Source organism: Velazquezella soli (assembly GCF_977018685.1).
On sequence record NZ_CDRNXF010000004.1, the window covers coordinates 387501 to 405233 of the forward strand.

19 protein-coding genes (1 of these 19 cut by a window edge) are annotated in these 17733 nt (G+C 61.5%); 11 read left to right on the forward strand and 8 right to left on the reverse strand.

What is annotated here, in order from left to right:
• The 3 genes from hrpB to AC0JZ8_RS05545 all read left to right on the forward strand — a co-directional run.
• Positions 1 to 1343, forward strand: the 3' portion of a protein-coding gene (gene hrpB / locus AC0JZ8_RS05535) for an ATP-dependent helicase HrpB (RefSeq protein ID WP_471892000.1). The gene continues 1156 nt to the left of window position 1, outside the view; 1343 of the gene's 2499 nt are visible here — the last part of the coding sequence; the start codon falls outside the window, past its left edge; it ends in the stop codon at positions 1341 to 1343.
• Between the two features lie 96 nt (positions 1344 to 1439).
• Positions 1440 to 2795 carry an ActS/PrrB/RegB family redox-sensitive histidine kinase gene (locus tag AC0JZ8_RS05540; protein WP_471892001.1) on the forward strand — a complete coding sequence of 452 codons (1356 nt, stop codon included), beginning with the start codon at positions 1440 to 1442 and terminating at the stop codon, positions 2793 to 2795.
• Positions 2796 to 2862: 67 nt separating this feature from the next.
• Positions 2863 to 3438: an ActR/PrrA/RegA family redox response regulator transcription factor gene (locus AC0JZ8_RS05545; protein WP_062463032.1), complete on the forward strand. Its 576-nt coding sequence runs from the start codon at positions 2863 to 2865 to the stop codon at positions 3436 to 3438.
• A 10-nt stretch (positions 3439 to 3448) separates the two neighbouring features.
• Here AC0JZ8_RS05545 and AC0JZ8_RS05550 read toward each other — a convergent pair whose 3' ends face one another.
• Complete coding sequence (locus AC0JZ8_RS05550; RefSeq protein WP_113109942.1) at positions 3449 to 3937, reverse strand: MmcB family DNA repair protein; 489 nt, start codon at positions 3935 to 3937, stop codon at positions 3449 to 3451.
• A gap of 188 nt (positions 3938 to 4125) precedes the next feature.
• On the opposite strand from AC0JZ8_RS05550, the gene AC0JZ8_RS05555 reads away from it, so the two are divergent.
• Positions 4126 to 4809 (forward strand): L,D-transpeptidase, encoded by a 684-nt coding sequence (locus AC0JZ8_RS05555; RefSeq protein WP_113167228.1) that lies wholly within the window; start codon positions 4126 to 4128, stop codon positions 4807 to 4809.
• 76 nt (positions 4810 to 4885) lie between these two features.
• Here AC0JZ8_RS05555 and AC0JZ8_RS05560 read toward each other — a convergent pair whose 3' ends face one another.
• From AC0JZ8_RS05560 to hslV, 5 genes are all read right to left on the reverse strand, one after another.
• Positions 4886 to 7060 (reverse strand): malate synthase G, encoded by a 2175-nt coding sequence (locus AC0JZ8_RS05560; RefSeq protein WP_471892002.1) that lies wholly within the window; start codon positions 7058 to 7060, stop codon positions 4886 to 4888.
• Positions 7061 to 7184: 124 nt separating this feature from the next.
• Positions 7185 to 8588 carry a cytochrome P450 gene (locus AC0JZ8_RS05565; RefSeq protein WP_471892003.1) on the reverse strand — a complete coding sequence of 468 codons (1404 nt, stop codon included), beginning with the start codon at positions 8586 to 8588 and terminating at the stop codon, positions 7185 to 7187.
• A 42-nt stretch (positions 8589 to 8630) separates the two neighbouring features.
• Positions 8631 to 9566 (reverse strand): DUF1402 family protein, encoded by a 936-nt coding sequence (locus tag AC0JZ8_RS05570; protein ID WP_062463019.1) that lies wholly within the window; start codon positions 9564 to 9566, stop codon positions 8631 to 8633.
• Between the two features lie 199 nt (positions 9567 to 9765).
• A complete protein-coding gene (hslU, locus tag AC0JZ8_RS05575; RefSeq protein WP_062577159.1) occupies positions 9766 to 11073 on the reverse strand; it encodes an ATP-dependent protease ATPase subunit HslU in 1308 nt (435 codons plus the stop codon).
• A 74-nt stretch (positions 11074 to 11147) separates the two neighbouring features.
• Entirely contained in the window at positions 11148 to 11675 is a 528-nt protein-coding gene (hslV, locus tag AC0JZ8_RS05580; protein WP_062463013.1) for an ATP-dependent protease subunit HslV, read from the reverse strand.
• Positions 11676 to 11888: 213 nt separating this feature from the next.
• Here hslV and hisB point away from each other — a divergent pair, with 213 nt between their 5' ends.
• Genes hisB through coaA form a run of 7 tightly spaced genes read left to right on the forward strand, consistent with a single transcriptional unit; the run spans position 11889 to position 16521 of the window.
• Complete coding sequence (gene hisB, locus AC0JZ8_RS05585) at positions 11889 to 12497, forward strand: imidazoleglycerol-phosphate dehydratase HisB (protein ID WP_062577203.1); 609 nt, start codon at positions 11889 to 11891, stop codon at positions 12495 to 12497.
• Positions 12498 to 12517: 20 nt separating this feature from the next.
• The gene (locus AC0JZ8_RS05590) at positions 12518 to 13006 is read left to right on the forward strand and encodes a DUF2628 domain-containing protein (RefSeq protein WP_471892004.1); all 489 of its coding nucleotides are present in this window, start codon (positions 12518 to 12520) and stop codon (positions 13004 to 13006) included.
• Positions 13006 to 13656 (forward strand): imidazole glycerol phosphate synthase subunit HisH, encoded by a 651-nt coding sequence (gene hisH, locus AC0JZ8_RS05595; protein ID WP_471892005.1) that lies wholly within the window; start codon positions 13006 to 13008, stop codon positions 13654 to 13656. The genes AC0JZ8_RS05590 and hisH overlap by 1 nt, the downstream gene beginning before the upstream one ends.
• A gap of 2 nt (positions 13657 to 13658) precedes the next feature.
• The gene (gene hisA / locus AC0JZ8_RS05600) at positions 13659 to 14402 is read left to right on the forward strand and encodes a 1-(5-phosphoribosyl)-5-[(5-phosphoribosylamino)methylideneamino]imidazole-4-carboxamide isomerase (protein WP_471892006.1); all 744 of its coding nucleotides are present in this window, start codon (positions 13659 to 13661) and stop codon (positions 14400 to 14402) included.
• Positions 14399 to 15175 (forward strand): imidazole glycerol phosphate synthase subunit HisF, encoded by a 777-nt coding sequence (gene hisF / locus AC0JZ8_RS05605; RefSeq protein WP_471892007.1) that lies wholly within the window; start codon positions 14399 to 14401, stop codon positions 15173 to 15175. Before hisA ends, hisF begins: the two co-directional genes overlap by 4 nt.
• Positions 15176 to 15199: 24 nt before the next feature.
• Complete coding sequence (locus tag AC0JZ8_RS05610) at positions 15200 to 15520, forward strand: phosphoribosyl-ATP diphosphatase (RefSeq protein ID WP_471892008.1); 321 nt, start codon at positions 15200 to 15202, stop codon at positions 15518 to 15520.
• Positions 15520 to 16521: a type I pantothenate kinase gene (gene coaA, locus AC0JZ8_RS05615; protein WP_471892009.1), complete on the forward strand. Its 1002-nt coding sequence runs from the start codon at positions 15520 to 15522 to the stop codon at positions 16519 to 16521. The genes AC0JZ8_RS05610 and coaA overlap by 1 nt, the downstream gene beginning before the upstream one ends.
• Before the next feature lie 40 nt (positions 16522 to 16561).
• Here the strand turns inward: coaA and AC0JZ8_RS05620 are convergent, their stop codons facing one another.
• Entirely contained in the window at positions 16562 to 17173 is a 612-nt protein-coding gene (locus AC0JZ8_RS05620; protein WP_471892010.1) for an alpha-ketoglutarate-dependent dioxygenase AlkB, read from the reverse strand.
• 26 nt (positions 17174 to 17199) lie between these two features.
• Complete coding sequence (arfB, locus tag AC0JZ8_RS05625; RefSeq protein WP_192078925.1) at positions 17200 to 17634, reverse strand: alternative ribosome rescue aminoacyl-tRNA hydrolase ArfB; 435 nt, start codon at positions 17632 to 17634, stop codon at positions 17200 to 17202.
• Positions 17635 to 17733: the final 99 nt, after the last annotated feature.

A 17733-nucleotide genomic window follows, 5' to 3' on the forward strand; every position in this document is an offset into this window, starting at 1 on the left:
TGGAGGATCCGGCATCGCTGGCGTTTCTAGATCCGCCGCCTGCGGCCGCCTTCAAGGAAGCGAAAAGCCTTCTCACCCAGCTCGGGGCCTTCGATGAGCAGGGTCGGCTGACAGCGCGCGGCAAGACGATGCGCGACATGGCGCTGCCGCCGCGGCTTGCGGCGATGACGATTTCGGCGGCAGACGACGGCCATGGCCGTCAGGCTTGCCTGCTGGCAGTGCTCCTGACCGAACAGGGGCTCGGCGGATCGGATGTGGACCTCGATGAAAGACTGAGACGGTTCCGCAATGAGAAAGGTGAGCGTGCCGACGCCGCAAGGCGGCTTGCGGACCGGATCGCTTCCGGCCTGCCCCGCAAGACGCAACCGGGTTTGCCAGCGACAGCCGGCCAGCTTCTGCTGCATGCCTATCCGGACCGGGTGGCGATCCAGCGCGGCTGGCGTGGCCGGTTCGTGATGGCAAACGGCCGCGGGGCGGAACTGCCTGAGACCGATCGGCTTGCGGGTGCAACGATGCTCGTCATCGCCGATCTCTCGGGCCGGGCCGTCAAGGCGCGGATCCTTGCGGCGGCCGAAACCAGTCGTGCCGAGATCGAAGCCGAGCTCGACGATCTGATCGTGCGCCAGGATGAGACGGTGTTCGACCGCCAGAGCCTGAAGCTGCGGGCTCGCAAGGTGACGCGGCTTGGCGCCATCGTGTTTGAGGAAAAGCCGCTGCCCCGCAAGACGGGCGAAGCCGCTGCCCTGGCACTTGCCGAGGGTGTGCGGGAGCTGGGCCTTCAGGTTCTGCCGTTTTCCAAGGACGGCGCGCAGCTGCGCGAACGGCTGGGCTTTCTTCATCGCACAATCGGTGCGCCCTGGCCTGATATGGATGATGCGGCACTGCTCGATCGGCTTTCCGAATGGTTCGTTCCGTTTCAGGGCCAGGCCTCCGGCATCGACGCGATCCAGCCCGGCAGCCTTTCGGAAGGGCTGCGCTCGCTTGTTCCCTACGACATCCTGCAGGACCTGGGACGGCTGGCGCCGACGCATTTCGAAGCGCCGACCGGACAACGTCATCCGATCCGCTACGACGGAGAGGAGCCGACCCTGTCGATCCGGGTTCAGGAACTGTTCGGGCTGAAGACCCATCCGGCGGTGGCCGGCGGGCGCCTGCCGCTGCTGCTCGAACTGACATCGCCGGCGCACCGGCCGATCCAGACGACAAGAGACCTGCCCGGTTTCTGGGCCGGATCGTGGAAAGATGTGCGCGCCGACATGCGCGGACGCTATCCGAAACATCCCTGGCCGGAAGATCCGGCAGAGGCTCTGCCCACGGCGCGGGCGAAACCGCGCGGGACATGATAGGCAGACGTGACAGAATGCCGCCTGCGACCAGGAGGTGCGGCGCGCTATGAAAAGCGTCGTGACAGTCGAAGCGGAAAGCGGGACATAGAAGATATGGCGACCAGGGACATGGCCAGCGACGAGTTGGCGACCAGCGAGAACGACGTGATCGCTCTTTCCGATGCGGTGCGCAGCCGATCCAGCCGACGGATGCGCCTTCAGACGCTGGTGCGGCTGCGCTGGCTTGCGGTTGCCGGACAGACGGCAACGGTGGTGATCGTCGCGTTAGTGCTGCAGTTCCCGCTGCCCCTGATGGAGGCGGCAATCCTGATCGCGGCGCTTGCCGTGGCGAACCTTACCCTCTCGGCCTGGTTTCCAGCGACGCATCGGCTGGGACCGCGGTCCGTCATTGCGCTTCTGGGCTTCGATCTTCTGCAGATGGCCTCGCTGCTGTTTATCACCGGTGGCCTTGCCAATCCCTTCGCGCCGCTGATCTGCGTGCCGGTGATCATTTCGTTTGCCTCGCAACCCTTGCGCCATTCGATCATGCTGATCGTGTTTGCCCTGATCTGCACCACCACCATCGCCTTTTCGCCCTTCGACGTGCCCTGGTATGCGGGCCAGACGCTGGAGACGCAGCCGGTGATGCAGATCGGCGTCTGGTGCGCGATCGCCTCGATGATGATGTTTGCCGCCTTTTATGCCTACCGCGTCTCGAGCGAGGCGGCGCTTCTGGCGGATGCGCTGGCCGCAACCGAACTGGTGCTGGAGCGGGAAAAGCACCTGTCGCAGCTCGACGGGCTGGCGGCCGCGGCCGCGCACGAGCTTGGAACGCCGCTTGCCACGATCAGCGTCGTTGCCAAGGAAATGCTGCGCGACCTGCGCGAAGACGACCGGTTTCGCGAGGACGTGCTTTTGCTGCGCAGCCAGAGCGAACGCTGCCGCGATATCCTGCGCCGGCTGACATCGCTTTCGACCGAGAGCGAGGAGCATATGCGGCGTCTGCCGCTGTCGTCGCTGATCGAGGAAGTGATTGCGCCGCATCGGCAATTCGGCATCGATGTCGAGATCATCGAAAAGAGCGACATTGCCGGCGAGCCGGTCGGCAACCGCAACCCGGCCATCCTCTATGGTCTCGGCAACCTCGTCGAGAATGCCGTCGATTATGCCAGAGAGAAGGTCACGGTGACCACCGAACACACGGCGTCGCGGGTTACCATCACGATCGAGGATGATGGTCCCGGTTATGCGCCGGATATACTCGCCCATATCGGCGAGCCCTATATGACCACGCGGTCTCGCGAAGACGAAAGCGCGGGTGGGCTCGGGCTCGGGCTCTTCATCGCCAAGACGCTGCTGGAGCGATCGGGGGCATCGCTCAAGTTCGGCAACCGCGATGCCGGCAAGGCAGGCGCCCGGATCCGGATCGAATGGCCGCGCAGCCTGATGGACCGGCCGGCGATAAAATGAGTGGCCGCTTTGCCAACGCGACCCATATTGAAGTGCAGCAACGGACCGTTGTCCGTGGAGACAGACGATGGATACGAATTCTGAAAACATGCCCGCCCTCGACGATGCCCAGCTCGGAGACGATCCTTTCCTGCTGCTCGTCGATGACGATGGCCCGTTCCTGCGGCGTCTGGCGCGCGCCATGGAAAGCCGCGGCTTTATCGTGGATGCAGCGGAATCGGTCGCCGAAGGGATCGCCAAGGCCGAAGCCCGGCCGCCGAAATATGCCGTGGTCGATTTGCGGCTGGGTGACGGCAACGGTCTCGACGTGATCGAAGCCATCCAGAAGTCCGGTTCGGACACCAAGATCGTGGTGCTGACCGGCTACGGCAATATCGCGACCGCGGTGACGGCTGTTAAGCTTGGAGCGCTCGACTATCTGTCCAAGCCTGCGGATGCGGACGATGTGTTCAACGCCTTGATGCAGCGCCCGGGCGAAAAGGCGGATGTGCCCGAGAACCCGATGTCTGCCGATCGGGTGCGCTGGGAACATATCCAGCGCGTCTACGAGGCATGCGAGCGCAATGTTTCGGAAACCGCAAGGCGGCTGAACATGCACCGGCGCACGCTGCAGCGGATACTTGCCAAGCGCGCACCGAAGTAAGTCTCGCCGGTCAGATGTCGTCGAAGCTTTTGCCGGTCGCCCATTCGGCCAGCATCAGCCTTCGCGCGGCGAGACGGGAGAAATTCAGCATGATCGATTTGCGCGATGCGGGCGCCAGCTTGTGTTCCGGTGCCTCGCGCATCTGGTGGGCGCCGTAGCCATCGGACAGGAACAGGCCGCAATCCTCCGGGAAGATATCGAGCGGAACGTCCTTGTGGGTGGCGAAGAACAGCCGGTCGCAGGAGGCGCGGTAATCTGGCCATTTGCGATCGACCCGGAAGTCCTCGATGGACGTCTTGATCTCGATGATCCAGATCTCGCCCTTCTCCGACACTGTAATCAGATCGGCGCGGCGACCATTTGAAAGCGCCATTTCCGGAAGAATGGCATGCCGCATGTCATGGAGCAGGATCTGCATGCCCCGGCGGACCATCATGGCCCGCGACGACTGACGGCCGTCGACCAGCGGGTTATTATTGGCAATATTCAATATCGTCATGAACTTGACCTGTCACAGCCCCTCCGGGGGGTTACGGATGTTGCAAAAAGGACATTGCCTTTTGCATTCGTGGAAGCGCGATCCCCTGGCTCACTGCTATCGCTTGCCAAGCGCTGCGCTATGGAAAATAACGGGTCCGAAGGCGCCTGAGCGCCCATTTCAATCGATTCGTACATCAAGAGACATCCATGCGCTTTCGCAACAGCATGCTCGCACTCGGCCTGTTGGCAACCTCTGCCCTGGCCGGCTGCTCCACTACGTCCGACACACCCCGGACGGTCGCCCAGGCCGAAGCTCCGGTCCGTATCGAGACGGCGCAGATCTTTACCGATTCGTATGGGTCGATCACCGATGCAGGTTACACCCTGCCGGCGATCCCGATCAACCGGGTGAAGCCGCAGTTCGTTCGCCAGGTCGTCAATTACGAGACGAATGAGCGGCCGGGAACGGTCATCGTCAACACCCGCGAGCGTCATCTCTATTTCATCCTGCCGGGTGGTCGTGCGATGCGCTATGGTATCGGCGTCGGCAAGCAGGGCTTCGCATGGTCGGGTACCGCCTATGTTGCCTGGAAGCAGGAATGGCCGAACTGGCATCCGCCGAAGGAAATGGCAGTGCGCAAGCCGGACATCGCCCGTTATGTCGAAAACGGCATGGGTCCCGGTCTGTCGAACCCGCTTGGTGCACGCGCCATGTATCTGTTCAACGAGAAGGGCCAGGACACACTGTTCCGCCTGCATGGAACGCCGGAATGGGCCTCGATTGGCACCGCCGCTTCGTCGGGCTGCATCCGTCTGATGAACCAGGACGTGATCGACCTCTACAGCCGCGTCCGTCCGGGCCGCAACACCAAGGTCGTCGTGATCCAGTAAGGGTTCAACGCCTGAAAATGCAAAAGCCGCCGAGGATTTCCCGGCGGCTTTTTTGTTGTCTGAGCGACGGGCCGGATTAACCGGCCTTTGCCTTGAGTTCCAGCCGGCGGCGATGCAGGACCGGTTCGGTATAGCCGTTCGGCTGTTCGCGACCCTTGAGCACCAGTTCGAGCGCTGCCTGAAAGGCGACCGAGGCTTCGAAGTTAGCTGCCATCGGCGTATAGAGCGGATCGCCTTCGTTCTGGCCATCGACCACAGCCGCCATCCGCTTCAGCGTCTCGACGATCTGCTCTTCGGTGACGAGCTTGTGGTGCAGCCAGTTGGCCATATGCTGCGACGAGATGCGCAATGTCGCCCGGTCTTCCATCAGCGCGATGTCGTTGATATCGGGGACCTTGGAGCAACCGACGCCCTGGTCGATCCAGCGCACGACGTAGCCCAGAATGCCCTGCGCGTTGTTGTCGAGTTCGCGCTGGATTTCTTCCGGCGTCCAATTCGGCCGCGAGGCGACGGGCACCGACAGGATATCGGAGAGTTTAGCACGGGTGCGAGTCTTCAGCCCCTTCTGGACTTCGGCGACATCGACTGTGTGATAGTGGGTGGCATGCAAAGTGGCGGCCGTCGGTGACGGGACCCAGGCGGTGTTGGCGCCCGCTTTCGGGTGACCGATCTTCTGCTCCAGCATCGCCGCCATCAGATCCGGCATCGCCCACATGCCCTTGCCGATCTGTGCATGGCCGGACAGCCCGCAGGCGAGACCGATATCGACATTCCAGTTCTCATAGGCCGCAATCCAGGCCGCCTGCTTCATGTCGCCCTTGCGGATCATCGGGCCGGCTTCCATCGAGGTGTGGATCTCGTCGCCGGTGCGGTCGAGGAAGCCGGTGTTGATAAACACGACGCGCTCCTTCGCGGCGCGGATCGCTTCCTTGAGGTTGATCGTGGTGCGGCGCTCTTCGTCCATGATGCCCATCTTCATGGCATTGTCGGCAAGGCCGAGCGCCTGTTCGACGCGCGTGAAGATCTCGGCTGCGAAGGCCACTTCTTCCGGCCCATGCATCTTCGGCTTGACCACATACATGGAACCGAGCTTCGAATTCTTGCGGCGGCCGGTGATGCCGCCATCCTTGCGACCGATGTCGTGGATGGCGATCAGCGCCGTGACGACAGCATCCATGATGCCTTCGGGCACTTCATGGCCGTCGCGATCGAGAATGGCCGGGTTGGTCATGAGGTGGCCGACATTGCGGATCAGCATCAGCGAGCGGGCTTTAACCTCGACGGTTGCACCGTTCGGCGCCGTATAGTCGAAATCCGGATTGAGCGTGCGCAGGAAGCTCGTGCCGCCCTTGGCAACCTCTTCCGCGAGATCGCCCTTCATCAGGCCGAGCCAGTTGCGATAGACGGCGACCTTATCCTCAGCGTCGACAGCGGCGACGGAATCCTCGCAGTCCATGATCGTAGTGATCGCGGATTCGATTCGCACATCGGAAATATGGGCCGGATCTTCCTTGCCGATCGCGGTTGCCGGATCGATGACGATTTCGACATGCAGGTTGTTGCGCACAAGCAGGATCCGGTTCGGTTCGCCCAGATAGCCGGCAAACTGCGTCGGATCGGTCAGGCCTGGCACCTCGCCGTTCGACAGCGTCACGAACAGGGCGGCATCTTCCACCTTGAAGGAGGCTGCATCCTTCCAGCTGGCGCCGGAAAGCGGAGCCGACTGATCGAGGAAGTCGCGCACCCAGGCAATCACCTGTTTGCCGCGGACCGGATTGTAGCCCTTGCCCTTATCGGCACCATTGGCTTCCGGGATGGCGTCCGTGCCATAAAGCGCATCATAGAGCGAACCCCAGCGGGCATTGGCGGCGTTTAGTGCATAGCGTGCATTCATCACGGGGACGACGAGCTGCGGGCCGGCGATGCCGGCAATTTCCGGATCGACGTTTTCCGTCGAGACCTGGAAATCCGGACCTTCGGGCAAAAGATAGCCGATCTCGCGCAGGAAGGTTTCGTAGGCGGCAAGGTCGTTCGGCGCGCCGTTCTTGCGGTACCACTCGTCGATCTCAAGCTGAAACGCATCGCGCTTGGAGAGAAGCGCCCGGTTCTTCGGCGCGAGGTCATGGACGATCGCGGAAAACTCGGCGAAGAAATGCTCGGCATCGACACCGGTCTCGGGAAGCGCTTCCGTGACCAGAAAGTCGTGCAGCTTCTGATCGATCTGCAGTCCATTTTTTTCGATGCGAGTCATGCCGCGCCTCCCGTATGATTTTTTAGTGACATGCAGATTGCCCGCAGGACCTTGTCTGTCAATCGCAGACGATGCCATCGACCAGGAAATCATTGACCGATATGGACCAGCCTCAAGCGGTGTTTCACGTGGAGCGCCGACGGACCACCTTCATGGGTATTCCGTCCTGCGGCTGGGTGGTCAGTTTCTGGACAGGCCAGACCTTGGTGCCCGGAACCACATCGAACCGGTAGCGCTTCATCAGTACGGCCAGCGCGATCACCGCCTCCTGCATGGCAAAGACGGCACCGATGCAGGTGCGTGGGCCCGCCCCGAACGGCAGGTACTGGAAGCGATTGATGTTGCCGCGGTTTTCCGGAAGGAAGCGTTCGGGCATGAAGGCACGCGGCTTTTCCCAGTAGAGTTCATGCCGGTGCAGCGTCCATGGCATGACGAGAACCGTGACGCCAGCATCGATGGTCACGGTCTCGCCCGTCGGGCTGGTCCAGCGATCGCCACGGATTGCCGCGCGGTTGATGGAAGGCGCCGGCGGATAAAGCCGCAGCGCTTCCTCGAAAGCCGCCCTCACCCAGGGCATTCTCTCCAGCCAGTCTACCGGTTCGGCCCCTTCGCTCAAGACCAGGTCGATCTCTTTTTCCATCGCTTCGCGGACATGCGGCGACTGGCCAACGCAGTACAGTGTCCAGGCGAGCGCTCTTGCCGTCGTTTCGTGGCCGGCGCCGATGAAGGTCAGGATATTGTCTTCGATTTCGGCCATCGTCAGGCCTTCGGGTCCTTCGAGCTGCAGCAGCAGCGTCAGGAAATCCTGCGGTACGGCATCCGGCGTCTCGCGGATCCGCTTTTGCCGCTGGAGCATGGTATCGGAAACAACCTTGCGGAACTTGTCCAGCACGCGCTGGCCACCGATCCGCGTCACGCGCGGTACCCAAGGAGGGGCGCGCAGAAGATCCATCGGATCGACACGGCCCATGCGATGCAGCAGGCTGTCGACGTCATCGGAAAATTTCTCGCTTTCGGTGACGATCTCGCCGGAAAACAGCGTCTCGGAAAGGATGGCGAACGCAAGTTCCGTCATGTCGACCGAGATGTCGTGGACCGCGCCCGAAGGATGGTCGGCCGCATACTTCTCGACATACTCCTCCGACTTCGCCAGCATCTGGCCGGCAAATCCGCGGGAGTGACGTGGTGTGAACACCGGTGCCATCGCCTTGCGCGAGCGCTTCCACACGGGCCCTTCCGCCGTCAGCAACCCGTCACGCAGGATTGGCCGCAGGATGAGCTGGCGGATCTCCGACATCTCGTAATTGGCGGAATTATCGACAAGAATGTGCCGGATAAGGCCCGGATCGTTGACGATGAGGGTGCGTTCCTTGAGGAACTTCGTCTCTATCCACGGAAGCGTGTAGGACGGCTTTCCCCACAGTTCGAGGGGATTGCGCATCACGGTGCGGATGACTTCCAGCCGCGACGGCGGGACGGTGCGCGGCTCCGGTGCCGGTGGCACGAAAGGTTCGGGGCGCATGTCCATATGAAGGGTCCTCATCTTTAGAGATGAAGACCATATCAGAACTCAGAAGAGCGATTTCAACTCGGCGATCTTGTCGTTGACCAGCCAGCCGTAATAATTCTCTTCCGGCAACCCGCCGCGCGCCCTCAAGGCTGCCGCCCGTTGTGCCGAGCCGCCGGTGTTATAGAGAGTGGCTGTGATGCCGGGATTGCGGGAGATATCGACATTCGCAATCGTCTTGTAGTCGTCGATGGAGCGGCGGATGTTGGCCGCCATGTAGGCCAGCGACTTGTCCGGGTCCATGATAGCGTCATAGACTTCCGATGCCTTGTTTTCGTCCAGCTTCGGGTAACCGGAAACGCGGGCGACGGTGTCTGAAAACATCATCGCCGTCAGCGGATTGAGCTGGCCGAGGCCGAAGGTCTGGCCGGCATAGAAGGGCTGGAAGAAGACCGCGCTGAAACGATTGTCCGGAAACGCCTTGCCATCGACCTTGCGTCCCCGGAAAGCGTCTTCCCAGACATTTTCCCGGCAGGTCCAGAGACGGTAGGAGTCGAGCCCCGTGCTGCATTTTGCAAATTGCGGGCGGTCGAGAAAATCCTTGATCGATTCGTCGTCGTAGCCGAAGCGGAAACTGTTGCCGGCATAGGCGGCAGCCTTGATGTAATAGGTCTGCAACCGGTCATAGGCATCGACATTATAGGTGTGCTCGCCAACGATCGCGCCGACGATATGGATCGGATCGAAGCCGTAGGCCGCTGCCGCAGATCTGATCTTGCCGATCAGTTTCTTGTCGGTTGCGAGCAGATCGCGGATCTTTTCATACTTGTCGTCGAACGTGGTGCGGCCGGCGCGGGTTCGGCGCACGGAGGCACCCGGCACTTTCGGCTGCACCGTATTGCGGTTGCCTTCCGGCACGATGGTCACCGCGGCCGCGTAGGTCGTGGAAGCGGCCGTCCATGCGACGGTCATCAGAAATGCAAGCAGGAGGCGTTTCAAAATTGTCGTGTCCCAATTACGGTCTGCACTGATAACGCTCCAGACGCCGAAACAGTCAGGCGGGGGAGAGCGGCGCATCACGAAAGCGCGTCACCCTTACGTGAAGAGATGCTGTAATGTCGAGAGAGTGGCATTCAAAATAGCGTCACTGCCAAGGCGAGCAGCAGCCGGTCGTTGCCCGGCTGCCACGAATTCAAGGTCAGAGGATGTAACGCGACAGGTCGGTATCGTTGGCGAGATCGCCGACATGCTTGCGGACATATTCGGCATCGATCGTGATCGCCGTGCCGCCCTGATCGGGCGCGGTGAAGGAAATCTCGTCCAGCACGCGCTCCATCACCGTCTGCAACCGGCGAGCACCGATATTCTCGACGGTGGAGTTGAGATGCACCGCGACATCGGCCAGCGCGTCGAGCGCGTCATCGGTAAAGTCGAGCGCCAGATCTTCCGTGCCCATCAGCGCCTTGTACTGCCGGATCAGGCTTGCCTCGGTTTCCGTCAGGATGCGGCGGAAATCTTCCTTCGTCAGCGGCTTCAGTTCAACGCGGATCGGCAGGCGACCCTGAAGCTCCGGCAGAAGGTCAGACGGCTTCGACACGTGGAAGGCGCCGGAAGCGATGAACAGGATATGATCGGTCTTCACCGGTCCGTATTTGGTCGAGACCGTGGTGCCCTCGACAAGCGGCAACAGGTCGCGCTGCACGCCTTCACGTGAAACACCGGCGCCCATGCCGCCGTCACGGGCAGCGATCTTGTCGATCTCGTCCAGGAACACGATGCCGTCATTCTCAACCGAACGCACGGCTTCGCGCTGGATCACCTCGTTGTCGATCAGCTTGTCGGATTCGTCGCGCACCAGTTCGCCGTAGGACTTGGCAACGGTGGTTTTGACCTTCTTGGTGCGCCCACCCATCGCCTTACCGAACATGTCGGAGAGGTTGAGAACGCCGATATTGCCGCCCGGCATGCCGGGAATGTCGAAGCCGGGCATGCCCGAGCTGGTGTCGGCCACCTCGATCTCGATTTCCTTCTCGTCAAGCTCGCCGCTGCGCAGGCGCTTGCGGAAACTGTCGCGGGTGGCAGGAGAGGCCGTCGATCCGACGAGCGCATCGAGGACACGCTCCTCAGCGCTCGCCTGCGCCTTCGCCTGCACTTCGGTGCGCTTCTTTTCGCGGATCAGGCCGATGCCGATCTCGACGAGATCGCGGATGATCTGTTCGACGTCACGCCCGACATAGCCGACCTCGGTGAACTTGGTGGCTTCAACCTTGATGAAGGGAGCGCCCGCGAGCTTTGCGAGGCGACGGGAAATTTCCGTCTTGCCGACGCCGGTCGGCCCGATCATCAGGATGTTCTTTGGCATGACTTCGTCGCGCAGGCTCTCATCGAGCTGGTGACGGCGCCAGCGGTTTCGAAGCGCGATGGCCACGGCGCGCTTGGCGTCGTGCTGGCCGATGATGTGGCGATCGAGCTCGGAAACGATTTCCCGGGGAGAAAAATTAGTCATGTGTTCCTCTTGGCGTCCCGCTTCGACCGTCCTTTAAGGCCCGGCCCATGAGAGATCCTTTGGCTGGAATTGGGTTATTCGGCGTCGAGCGTTTCGACGACGAGATTGTGATTGGTGTAGACGCAGATATCGGCCGCGATATCGAGCCCCTTGCGGGCAACCTCTTCGGCCGACATGTCCGTGTCCATCAGCGCGCGGGCAGCTGCATAGGCATAATTTCCGCCTGAGCCGATGGCGATCGTGCCGTGTTCGGGCTCCAGCACATCGCCGTTGCCGGTGACGGCGAGCGTGATCGACTTGTCGGCCACCAGCATCATCGCTTCGAGATTGCGCAGATACTTGTCGGTGCGCCAATCCTTGGCAAGTTCGACGGCGGCGCGCATCAGCTGGCCGGGATACTGCTCGAGCTTCTTTTCGAGGCGGTCGAGAAGCGTGAAAGCGTCGGCCGTGGCGCCGGCAAAACCGGCAATCACATCGCCGGTCTTGCCAATGCGGCGCACCTTGCGGGCATTGCCCTTCATCACCGTCTGGCCGAGGCTCACCTGACCGTCACCGGCCATCACCACCTTGCCGCCCTTTCGGACCGTAATAATCGTTGTCATTCCATCTACCTCTAAAAGCCCCTGGAGGGCGCCTTCGATTGCGAGCCCCAGCGACGTTCATGGCGGCTCCGTTGAGCCCTATGTAAGTGGGCATCCGCCGAATACAATCTTGCCGAAACAGCACAGCGTACCGGCTGCGCGTCGGCCGTGCTTTTGCTGGATATTTGATCTGCCGCCTGATATGGAGCGCGCAGAATAAGCATGGGTGACATGATGGTCGATACGACAGCCGCACGCACGGGAAGCGTTTCCCGCAAGACCAACGAGACTTCCGTTTCGGTTTCCGTCAATCTTGACGGCACCGGCACGTCAAAGATTTCGACGGGCGTCGGGTTTTTCGACCATATGCTGGACCAGCTTTCGCGCCATTCGTTGATCGACATGGAGATCGACGTGAAGGGCGACCTGCATGTCGACGATCACCATACGGTGGAAGATACCGGCATCGCGATTGGCCAGGCCATTTCCAAGGCGCTCGGCGACAGGCGCGGCATTGCCCGCTATGCCTCGCTCGATCTCGCCATGGACGAAACGATGACGAAAGCTGCGGTCGACGTGTCGGGCCGGCCTTTCCTGGTCTGGAACGTTTCGTTTTCGGCACCGAAGATCGGCACGTTCGATACGGAACTGGTGCGGGAATTCTTCAACGCGCTGGCCCAGAATGCCGGCATCACGCTGCATATCCTCAACCACTACGGCGCCAACAACCATCATATCGCCGAGACCTGCTTCAAATCCGTGGCGCGCGTGTTGCGCATCGCGACAGAAATCGATCCGCGGCAGGCCAATCGCGTTCCTTCGACCAAGGGTACGCTTGCCTGACGCTTCCAGGAGTTTCATCCTTGAGAAGCTATCTCGTTCTGACGCCGAAAAATGGCCCCGACAGGGAGCACCGTTCCACCATCATCATGACGGACGGCTTTTCCTGGCCGGCATTCCTGCTTTCCTGGATCTGGCTGTTCTGGCACCGGATGTGGATCGCCGGCGCGGTCGCACTCGCCATCCAGATCGGCAGCGGCGTTCTTTCGACCATGCCGGGTTTTGCGATCGGCGGCTGGCTGCTCGGCTTTGCGATGAACCTCATCGTTGCGCTGGAAGGCCGGCATCTCTATTCGCAGTCGCTGCAGCGCCGGGGCTACACGCTCGAAACTGTCGTGTTTGCGCAGGACAGAAGCACGGCCGAGGAAATGTATTTCTCCAATCTGCCGCAGCCTGAACCGAGCGCAATGCCTACTCTTTCCGAATGGGCGCCACAGACGAACACCCCTTCCCCCGCCGCTGCCGGATGGCAGAGTTCCGGCGCCGGACTTTTCGATCACGGAGCACGCTGATGCGCGTCGCAATCATCGACTACGGATCGGGCAATCTCCGATCCGCCACCAAGGCTTTCGAACGCGCCGCCCGCGAGGCCGGCATCGACGCTGAAATCGATCTTACCGACAAGCCTGACGCCGTCGCCTCGGCTGACCGCGTCGTTCTTCCAGGCGTTGGCGCATATGCCGATTGCCGGGCCGGGCTCGATGCCGTCTCCGGCATGCACGAGGCGCTGATCGAGGCCGTCGAGACAAAGGCGCGGCCCTTCCTCGGGGTCTGCGTCGGCATGCAGCTGATGTCCTCGCGCGGGCTCGAAAAGACCACCAGCGAGGGCTTCGGCTGGATCAAGGGCGATGTTGTCGAAATGACGCCGTCCGATCCCAGCCTGAAGATCCCCCAGATCGGCTGGAACACGCTGGAACTTGCCAACCCGCATCCTCTGTTCGAGGGAATTCCGACAGGGCCGGACGGACTGCACGCCTATTTCGTGCACTCCTACCATCTCGCCGCCGCAAACCCTTCCGACGTCATCGCCACGACGGAATACGGTGGCGCGATGACGGCCTTCGTTGGACGCGACAACATGGTGGGGGCGCAATTCCATCCGGAAAAGAGCCAGACGCTCGGCCTCGCCCTGATTTCCAACTTCCTGCGCTGGAAGCCCTGAACATGATTCTTTTCCCGGCTATCGATCTCAAGGACGGCCAGTGCGTGCGCCTCAAGCTTGGCGACATGGAGCAGGCGACCGTCTACAATCCGGACCCTGCCGACCAGGCTAAGGCCTTTGAGGACCAGGGTTTCGAGTGGCTGCATGTGGTGGACCTCAACGGTGCCTTTGCCGGCGAAAGCGTCAATGGCGCGGCCGTCGATGCGATCCTCAAGGCAACCAAGAACCCGGTGCAGCTCGGCGGCGGCATCCGTACGCTCGAGCATATCGAAGCGTGGCTTAGCCGCGGACTGGCGCGTGTCATTCTCGGCACTGTTGCGGTGCGCGATCCTGCCCTCGTCATCGAGGCATGCGAGAAGTTTCCGGGCCAGGTCGCCGTCGGCATCGATGCCAAGGGTGGCAAAGTGGCGGTGGAAGGCTGGGCTGAAGCCTCCGAGCTCGGCGTCATCGAGCTTGCGAGGAAATTCGAAGGCGCCGGTGTTTCGGCGATCATCTATACCGACATCGACCGCGACGGGATCCTGGCCGGCATTAACTGGGCCTCGACGCTGGAACTGGCGGATGCAGTTTCCATTCCCGTCATCGCTTCGGGCGGGCTTGCCTCGATGGACGATATCCACCGCATGCTGCAGGCGGACGCAACCCGCCTCGAGGGCGCAATTTCCGGTCGGGCGCTCTATGACGGCCGTATCGACCCTGCTGAGGCGCTGTCGCTGATTCGCGCCGCGAGAGGAGAAGCCGCATGACGCTCAAAGCCCGTGTCATTCCCTGCCTCGACGTGAAGGACGGCCGTGTCGTCAAGGGCGTTAATTTCGTCGACCTGATCGATGCCGGCGATCCGGTCGAGGCCGCAAAAGCCTATGATGCTGCCGGTGCCGACGAACTCTGCTTCCTCGACATCACCGCTTCCTCCGACAATCGCGACACGATCTTCGATGTCGTCGCGCGCACCGCCGAACATTGCTTCATGCCGCTTACCGTCGGCGGCGGCGTTCGCGCCATTGCCGATATCCGCAGGCTGCTGCTGGCCGGGGCCGACAAGGTGTCGATCAACTCCGCTGCCGTGAACAATCCGGATTTCGTCTACGAAGCTGCGAACAAGTTCGGCAACCAGTGCATCGTCGTGTCGATCGATGCCAAGCGGGTGTCCGCATCAGGCGAGAGCGATCGCTGGGAGATCTTCACCCATGGCGGCCGCACCGCGACCGGCATCGATGCCGTCGAGTTTGCGCGAAAAATGGTCGAGCGCGGCGCAGGCGAATTGCTCGTGACCTCGATGGACCGCGACGGCACGAAGATCGGCTACGATCTGGCGCTGACCCGCACGATTGCCGATTCGGTTCGCGTTCCCGTCATCGCCTCGGGCGGCGTCGGCACGCTGGACGATCTCGTTGCGGGCGTGAAAGAGGGCCATGCGACCGCCGTTCTCGCCGCCTCGATTTTCCACTTCGGGACCTATTCGATTGGCGAGGCAAAGCGCTATATGGCCGACCATGGCATTGCCATGCGGCTCGACTGATATTCGGGACGGGAGGAGACGGTTTTGAGTGAATTCACCCTCGGCGATCTCGAGAGGATCGTTGCGCAGCGCGCGAAAGCCCCGCCTGAGGAATCCTGGACCGCCAAGCTCGTGGCGGCCGGGCAGACCAAGGCTGCCAAGAAGCTAGGCGAAGAGGCGGTGGAAACCGTGATCGCCGCGGTGGCGCAGGACCGGCACGATCTCGTGTCTGAAAGTGCGGACCTTCTCTATCATCTTATGGTCGTATTGAACATTGCCGACATCCCGTTGCAGGATGTGCTCGCCGAACTTCAGCGCAGGACAGGCCAGACAGGCCTGCAGGAAAAGGCGAGCCGAGCTCCTTGATGAACATCGTTTCGACGCCTGAAAAGCATGATGTGGATATCCCGGAGAGCGGTGTGAACGCGGAATACTACTCGCCCTACCACCACTTCACCGCCGAGGAATGGGCGAAGTTTCGGGCCGACACGCCACTGACGCTGAAGGCCGAGGAAATCGCCCGGCTGCGCTCGCTGGACGATCCGATCAACATCGACGAGGTCCGGCGCATCTATCTGTCGCTGTCGCGCCTTCTTTCGACCCATGTCGAGGCCTCGCAACGGCTTTACCGGCAGCGCAACCGCTTTTTGACCCTTCCGGATGTGTCAAAGACCCCGTTCATCATCGGCGTTGCCGGCTCGGTCGCGGTCGGCAAGTCGACCACCGCACGCGTGCTGAAGGAACTGCTTGCGCGCTGGCCGGCAAGTCCGAAGATCGATCTCATCACGACCGACGGATTTCTTTATCCCAACGCGGTTCTCCAACGTGAAAACCTGATGCAGCGCAAGGGTTTTCCGGAGAGCTACGATATCGGCCAGATCCTGCGGTTTCTTTCGGCGATCAAGGCCGGCGAGAAAAACGTCAAGGCGCCGCGCTACTCGCATCTGACCTATGACGTGCTGCCGGGCGAATATACCTTGGTCGACCGTCCCGACATCCTGATCTTCGAAGGCATCAATGTGCTGCAGTCGCGCGCATTGCCTGTTGATGGCAAGATCGTGCCGATCGTGTCTGACTTCTTCGACTTCTCGATCTATATCGATGCCGACGAGGAGCAGATCCACCAGTGGTACGTCCAGCGGTTCATGAAACTGCGGCAGACGGCCTTTCGTGAGCCGACGTCGTTCTTCAACAAGTATGCGGCAATCAGCGAGGCCGAGGCGATGGCTGTCGCCGAAGGGCTCTGGGAAAACATCAATCTCAAGAACCTGCGCCAGAACATCATCCCGACACGGCCGCGCGCCGATATCATTCTGCGCAAGGGTCGCGACCACTTCATCGAGACGGTCGCTTTGAGAAAACTGTAGGCTGTCGATCGATACCCATCACACGATGGATCTTCGATCGTCAGCTATTCACCCTTCGCAGTGTCAGATTGATGCGGCCGCCGTTCTTGAGAAGCGTCGACGTGCCGGGATAGATCCGGTCGACCCCGTGAAACGCCAGCCGCCCTTCCCCACCCAGGACCACGATATCGCCGCTTGAGAGCTTGAAGGAGCCCGTCGGATCCTTCCGGTCGATCCCGCCGACCCGGAACAGGCAGGTATTGCCGAGCGAGATGGAAAGGACCGGCGCCTTCAGGTCTGATTCGTCCTTGTCCTGATGCAGGCCCATTTTCGCGTCGTCTGAATAGAAATTGACAAGGCATGCCTCCGGCGGCTTGTCGTAGCCGGCAAGGTTTTCCCAGAGATCCATCAGTTCTGACGGAATGGCTGGCCATGGTCGGCCGGTCTGCGGATGGACATCCTGGTAGCGGTAGCCACGCTCCTTGTCCGTTACCCAGCCGAGCGCGCCGCAATTCGTCATCCTGACTGACATCTGTTTGCCCGTGCCGGGCATAGCCGGGATATAGAGCGGTGCATCGGCAACAATGCCGCGGATGACCTCGACGAGCCGCTCCTGTGCGCTCCGGTCCAGATAGTCGGGCAGATGCCGGATGCCGTTTGCCAAAGTCGCCATATGATTCCCTCCGTGGACCTGCGCGGTCAGTCGCCGCTGGGCTTACCACGCATCTTCTTCACATCGGAGCGGCCGGATTTTGCTTTCAGTCGCCGCTCGACCGAGCCTTTGGTGGGCTTGGTTTTCCGGCGCGGTGGTGGTGGCGGCTCGGCGGCCTTGAGGATGAGTTCCTTCAGCCGCTCGCGCGCATCCTCGCGGTTGCGCTCTTGGCTGCGAAACCGGTTGGCCTCGATCATCAGCACGCCGTCCTTTGATACCTTCCGGCCGGCGAGCTTGATCGCGGCTTCCTTGATCCGTTCGGGCAGCGACGGGGAATTGACGAGATCGAAGAACAGCTGGACTGCCGTCGACACCTTGTTGACGTTCTGGCCGCCCGGACCGCCCGCCAGCACGAACTGCTCGGTGAGCTCCCATCCGGCGATGGTGATGCGGGTGTTGATCTCGAGAGGATTGCTGGCCATGGCCGTATTTCCCACAAACGGGAGCAAAAGAAAACCGCCGGCTCACAGGGAGCCGACGGCTAAAAATGTTCCACGTGAATCCTTAAAGGCCAAAGTGCC